Origin of the sequence: Streptomyces canarius (genome assembly GCF_014650735.1) — a bacterium.
GTDB classification, from domain to species: domain Bacteria; phylum Actinomycetota; class Actinomycetes; order Streptomycetales; family Streptomycetaceae; genus Streptomyces; species Streptomyces olivaceoviridis.
On the sequence record NZ_BMVN01000132.1, the window covers coordinates 1 to 5,749 of the forward strand.

Consider the following 5,749-nt stretch of genomic DNA (forward strand, 5'->3'; position numbering starts at 1 on the left):
CGCCGAGGCGGGCGTGGACCGGCGCACCGTCTACCGGCGCTTCGCCTGCCGCGAGGAACTCCTTGTCCAGGTACTCCTCTGAGTGCACCACCGAGTACGAAGTTGTGTGCACCACAGCTCAGGCAACGTCGGTGTCCCGCTCGATGGCCTGGAGGCGGTTCTTGAGCCGGTAGCTGTTGCCGTTGATCGGGACGACTTCGCAGTGGTGCAAGAGCCGGTCGAGGATCGCGGTGGCCAGTACCTCGTCGCCGAAGACCTGGCCCCATTCGCCGAAGGTCTTGTTCGAGGTCAGAATGATCGAGCCCTTTTCGTAACGCTTGGAGATCACCTGGAAAACCAGGTTCGCCTCGGCCCGCTCCAGCGGCTGGTAGCCCACCTCGTCGACCACGAGAACGGCGGGCCGGAGGTAGCTGGTGAGCTTACTGATCAGACGGCCCTGGTCCTCCGCGGCCTTGAGGTGACGGACCATGTCGTCGAGGCTGGTGAAGTAGATCGAGTAGCCGGCCCGGCAGGCCGCGACGGCCAGGGCGACGGCGATGTGCGTCTTGCCGACGCCGGGCGGCCCGAGCAGAGCGACGTTGGCCTTCTCCTCGACGAAGGAGAGGGTGGCCAGGTCCTTGACCTTGCGTGGATCGAGCTCGGGCTGGAAGGAGAAGTCGTAGTCCTCCAGCGTCTTGTGGTGTGGCAGCTTCGACAACCTCAGGCCATTGCGGAAGCGGCGGTCGTCGCGGACAGCGAGTTCCTCGGACAGCACCAGATCGAGCAGGTCGAGGTAGCCCATTTTGGCCTCATCCGCCCGCTGGATGTACTGGTTCAGGGCCTCGGCCAGGTGCGGCAGGCCGAGCTTGGCGGCGGTGGTGCGGATGCGGGTGCTGGTCAGCTCGCTCAACGGATTCCCTTGCTGGCGGAGTTGGCAGTGAAGGGGCGGGTGCCGGTCAGCTCGTCGTAGACCGACACGGATCGGTGTTCACGGTCGAACTCCCCCTGCGCCGTGAGTCCCCGGACGCCGACGAGGCCACCGCGGGTGCCCGGTGAGGGGCTCCCGCGCGGGGGCGCTGCTGGCCGGACTCTCGGCCGCGCTCACCCTCGCGGCGTGCGGAGTCCCCCCGTCCGACGTCATCCAGGCCGGCGAACCGGCGAGCGGCATGTCCTCTCCCAGCACGGCGCCCCGGGCGTCGGCCGCCATCACCCTCTTCTTCCTGCGCGACGGTGATCTGGCGCCCTATGGCCGCAAGGTCGACGACCCCGGGGACCTCGGGGCCGTCGTACGTCTGCTGTTCGGCGGACCGACCGCGAGCGAGGCCGCGACGGCGACCACGAAGCTGCCCCGCCTGAAGGAGGCACCGGAGGTGTCGATCGACGACGACGGCGCCCTGTCCGTCCTGGTCCCCCGAAACGTCCCTCCCCTCAGCCATCTGGCCATGCTCCAGCTGGCGTGCACGGTGGCGGCGCGGCTGCCGGACGGCTCGCAACCCGCGGACGCGGCTGGGGACGGCACCACCGGCGGTGCTCCCACCAGTGCGCGGCCCGCCGCCACGCGCCCGAGCGTCCGTGTGCGCGGGAACGGATGGGCGATGACGCAGCCGGACGGATCGTGCCCCGACCCTCTCGAGCCGTAGGAGGGACCCGGCGGCTGCCCCGGTACGGGTGAAGATCATCGGCTGACGTGACCCCGGCCCTGACCCCGTACGGTCCGCAGCACCGCGAGGACGCGCAGGGTGCCGATCACGCAGGACCAGCCGTTCACCAGGAAGACCAGCAGCGTCGAGCGTTGGTGATTTCCGCGGGTTGCTGCGAAGCCGAGGGCCTCGGCGACTACGAGCAGGATGATGTTGGTCGTGGTTGCTCGCTGCGCTTCTGCCTGACGCGCCTGGTTGCCCTGTTCCAACCAGAATTGCAAGAGTATGTCGGCTTTATCGGCCATGCCCCTCCTTCTTTCGGTGAACGCAGCGTGGCGAGGCTTCGCGGCCTGCTAGGCGGCGGCGAGCTCCAGGAGCTCCGCCACGCCCTGTTCCTGCCGGTAGGGCTGGAAGCAGACGGCGATCAGCGGGCCGACGACGTGGCCAATGAGGTGCCCGGCGATCGCTGCGGCGGCGATCGCGACAAGGTCCCAGGCGACATCCCACAGACCGATCGTCGGGCGTCCGCAGAGAGCTTCTCCAGGTCGGTGATGAGCTGCTGGCCGAGGGCCTTACGCACGGGGCCGGAGGCTCCGGTGCCGTTGCGGGTCCTGCTGTCGGCGGGGCTGCCCATCAGGTCCTCCAGTCGATGTGGTGCGGGGTGGGAATGTGCCGTGCTCCGGCGCGCCCACGGCTGGGCAGCGCACTGGCGGGCGCACCGTTGGCGGGCGCGCCGGAGGACGACGGAAGGGTGGTTCAGCCGCGGATCAGGCGACGGTGAGGGCGCTGTCCGGGCGCATGCCGGCCTTGAGGTCGGTGGCGTCGGGACGCATCCCGAGCTTCAGCTCCGGGGCGTCGGGACGCATGCCGAGCTTCAGGTCGGTGGCGTCGGGACGCATGCCGAACTTCAGGTCCGGGGCGTCCGGGCGCATGCCGGCCTTCAGGCCGGTGTCCGGGGTCATTGCGGCGGTAGCGGTCATGGAGGTTCTCCCTCTTCGGTCGCGGGTGACCCCGCGAGTCCGTGTGATCGGCTGATGGAGCTGCCGGGCCGCGGTCGGGTGAGGTACTGAACCGTCGGCTCGGACGTCAAGGGCGCGAGCGCCCGCCGGTAGAAAGTCGCGCCGGAGCACGTCCGCTCCATCCGTGGATGAGCGTTGCGGTACGTGGTCGCGCTGGGCGCTCGGCCAGTCACGCTAGGGCTGCGCCGGAGGCAGCCGCAACGGCTATGGGCGCTGCGGCGGTTGCACGGGACCGTTGCGCGTCCATACCACCTGAGCTGCGGAAACGCCGAAGTCTCGTCCTGGAACAGTGGCGGATCGGGGCCGTCGGGCGCTGCGATGTCGGCAGAAGGGCTTCTGCTGCGCGCGTCGCCGCGGCTAGCTTGTGGGACCGCCGAGGAGCCGTGCACGAGGACGCCGTGGCGACCGGATTCCCTCCATCTGCCGTCGAAAACAAAGGTCTTGAGGAGCACACGTGCTCAACCCCGTTGTGATGAAGTCCGACCTGCTGTTCAGCCTGCGTGACACGCTGCGCTCGGAGACGTTCGTCGAGGTGGTCACCCCTACGGTGCGCAGAGCCGACCTCGGCCCGGGGCGTCGCGTGCCGGTTGATCTCGACGGGGGCCGGTTCCTGCGGGCGATGATCGGCCCGGCGCTGCGCGTGAACATGGAGCACCACCGGCGGGTCTTCGAAATCGGTCAGTGCTTCCGGCCCGAGAAGCCGGACGAGCTGCACGCGCCCGAGTTCCAGATGCTCGACCTCTACGCCGCCGACGAGAATTTCGAGTTCCTGTTCGCGCTGGCCGAGCGCCTGGTCGCCCCGCACATCCGCTACACCCCCAAGCGGGTCTCTGTCGCCGGCCACATCCGTGACGTCTTCGGCATCGACCTGCGCCGCGAGCCCCTCGGCGATCTGCCCGCGCAGATGGCCGCCCACCTGGACATGGGTACCGAGGTGCCGTTCAAGACGGTGCTCGGCCGGTTCGTGGAGCGCGAACTGGAGACCCAGAGCACGGGTGCCGCACTGTTCCTGACCGAGTACCCGATCGGCGGGGACGAGCCGTGCGCCCGTCTCACACCGGGCACGACCGCCGTCCTCAACCGTTTCGAGGTCCTGATCGACGGCCTCGAAGTCGTGCACGGCTACGAGGACGAGCCCGACCGGGCCGCGCCAGCACGTGCTGAAGGTTCCGGCATCAGCCTGGACGGCGGCCGTCGACGCGGACGGCGAGATCCGTGACGGGGCCTGGGTCGCTGAACTCACCGGCGACGTCCTTCATGGCTGGCCCAAGGGCATGCGGCTGATCGTCAGGAAGGAACGACCGCACCCCGGGGCCCAGTTGCGGCTCACGGATGCGGACGGCATGCGGCTGACCTGTTTCGCCACCAACACCTTGGGCCAGCCGATCGCCGAACTCGAGCTCCGTCACCGGCTGCGGGCCCGGGCCGAGGACCGCATCCGCGCCGCCCGGGCCACCGGCCTGCGCAACCTGCCCCTGCACCGCACCGCCCAGAACCGGATCTGGCTGGAGATCGTACAGATCGCTCTCGACCTGCTGGCCTGGATGCCGACGCTCGCCCTGACCGGCAAGGCCAGGCTCTGGGAGCCCCACCGGCTACGGCTCCGCCTGTTCACCGCGGCAGGACAGCTCGTCACCACCGGCCGTCGGCGAATCCTCCGCCTGGCCCGACACTGGCCCTGGACCAGTCACATCACCACAGCTCTCGAACGGCTCACCCAACTGCCCGACCCAGGCTGACCAGCGGATTCCCCGTCCCTTCGACAGCACCCCAACACCCGGAGCAGTGGAATCCGGCGCCATCCCGAGGCGGCATTCGGCTCTTCGGCCTGCACATCCTCAGCCCACGGCACGAAAACGGTCCACCGACTCCGTCGGCGGACCGTCACGAAACTTCGAGGCTAGTGAGGTGGCTGGCGTTCAGGCCCATAGCCCGGAGGGCCTGTTTCGCCTACGGCCCGTCTCCGTGCCCCCCTGCCACGGAGGCGGACCGTGCGCGAGTTCTGAACGCGCGCCCTGCCCTGATCCTCGCTGCGCGACTCTTCCCGCGCAGACATGTATCTCCGAAGTCGGCACTTGCCTTCTGTGATACGTTTGGTGGCCGACCGGTCTGCGTGAATGTGCGCCAGCTCGAGTACGTACGAGACCGCGCAGCGCACGGAAGACCGTCTGGTTTGTTTCGTTCCACCTAACACGTCCACTGTTCCGGCAGTCACTGCCGTGCAGTCATGCACGGGCTTCTGTCCGTGCACGCTGAGGAAGAAAGGCCCACGGATGTCCGCCACGCAGGCGCCGGTCAATGAAGGCGCTCGTCTTTTCGAGGAACTACTTGCCGTCCACGGCATCATGACCCGGGGCGCGGGGCTTGTCGCGGAGTCGTTCACTCGACTGGCGTCCGGAGCGGCCGTCGACACGGCTACGCTTGCCTCCACCGCTCAGTGGCTGGTGGCCTTCGTGCACCACCACCACAAGAGCGAGGACGATCTCCTCTGGCCGGTACTGCGTGAGCGGTTCCCGGAGGCGGTTGGTCGTCTCGACAGTCTCACCGAGGAACACGAGGTGCTGGATGTCGAGCTGGACAAGCTGGCGAAGGTCATCGAGCAGTTGACGAAGGAACCCGCCGGCAGCGGATCCGTGGCCTGGGGGCAGGCCATGAGCGAGGGAACGAAGTCGTCCCACCGCATCCGCGATGTGCTGGTCACCCACCTCGCCGCTGAGGAGCCGGTGCTGAAGGAACTCTTCCCCGCGGTTCCGGACCCAGATGTCGTCCGCCTCCGTAAGGCTGTCACCGACGGTGCCCCCCGTAGCGGCCCCCACCTGGTGTTCGGTTTCCTCGAATTCCCCGGGCCGGTTCCCGGGCGGGATCACATGTACGCCAACTTCCCGGCGCCTGTGCGCTGGGCCAGGAGGCTGCTGATGAATAAGTTCCGCAAGACGCTGATGGCCCTCGCCTACAACTAGTACTCCAGCAGCGTTTCGCTATCTGGCCTGGTCAGAGGCATCGTCGGGAGTGTAGTTGGCTGATGGTCCATCAGGGGCGGTCTTGCTGGACCGCCCCTCCAACGAGTGGCATCGTCGCCGGTAGTGGCAGTGCCTGGCGACGGCCTGACGC

Annotated in this window: 6 protein-coding genes and 1 pseudogene; 4 read left to right on the plus strand and 3 right to left on the minus strand. The window is 68.4% G+C overall.

Annotation, left to right across the window (positions count from 1 at the left end):
• Window positions 1-118 precede the first annotated feature (118 nt).
• Entirely contained in the window at window positions 119-889 is a 771-nt protein-coding gene (istB, locus tag IE294_RS46155) for an IS21-like element helper ATPase IstB (protein ID WP_031174301.1), read from the minus strand.
• A 142-nt stretch (window positions 890-1,031) separates the two neighbouring features.
• Between istB and IE294_RS46160 the strand changes: the two genes are divergently transcribed.
• On the plus strand, window positions 1,032-1,619 hold the full coding sequence (locus tag IE294_RS46160) for a hypothetical protein (protein ID WP_189895300.1): 588 nt from the start codon (window positions 1,032-1,034) through the stop codon (window positions 1,617-1,619).
• 35 nt (window positions 1,620-1,654) lie between these two features.
• Here IE294_RS46160 and IE294_RS46165 read toward each other — a convergent pair whose 3' ends face one another.
• Complete coding sequence (locus tag IE294_RS46165; RefSeq protein ID WP_189895301.1) at window positions 1,655-1,924, minus strand: hypothetical protein; 270 nt, start codon at window positions 1,922-1,924, stop codon at window positions 1,655-1,657.
• Between the two features lie 462 nt (window positions 1,925-2,386).
• A complete protein-coding gene (locus IE294_RS46170; RefSeq protein WP_189895302.1) occupies window positions 2,387-2,599 on the minus strand; it encodes a hypothetical protein in 213 nt (70 codons plus the stop codon).
• Between the two features lie 493 nt (window positions 2,600-3,092).
• On the opposite strand from IE294_RS46170, the gene IE294_RS46175 reads away from it, so the two are divergent.
• The 3 genes and pseudogenes from IE294_RS46175 to IE294_RS46185 all read left to right on the plus strand — a co-directional run bounded on the left by IE294_RS46175 (window position 3,093) and on the right by IE294_RS46185 (window position 5,598).
• Entirely contained in the window at window positions 3,093-3,857 is a 765-nt protein-coding gene (locus IE294_RS46175) for an amino acid--tRNA ligase-related protein (RefSeq protein WP_229918241.1), read from the plus strand.
• A pseudogene (locus tag IE294_RS46180) lies at window positions 3,790-4,377 on the plus strand (transposase); the annotation flags it as partial. The gene IE294_RS46175 and the pseudogene IE294_RS46180, both read left to right, overlap by 68 nt.
• Before the next feature lie 534 nt (window positions 4,378-4,911).
• Window positions 4,912-5,598 carry a hemerythrin domain-containing protein gene (locus tag IE294_RS46185; protein ID WP_189895303.1) on the plus strand — a complete coding sequence of 229 codons (687 nt, stop codon included), beginning with the start codon at window positions 4,912-4,914 and terminating at the stop codon, window positions 5,596-5,598.
• Window positions 5,599-5,749 lie beyond the last annotated feature (151 nt).

Coding starts and splice junctions, on each gene's coding strand:
- IE294_RS46185 (WP_189895303.1), top strand. CDS start 4,912: ATGTCCGCCACGCAGGCGCCGGTCAATGAAGGCGCTCGTCTTTTCGAG.
- IE294_RS46170 (WP_189895302.1), bottom strand. CDS start 2,599: ATGACCGCTACCGCCGCAATGACCCCGGACACCGGCCTGAAGGCCGGC.
- IE294_RS46165 (WP_189895301.1), bottom strand. CDS start 1,924: ATGGCCGATAAAGCCGACATACTCTTGCAATTCTGGTTGGAACAGGGC.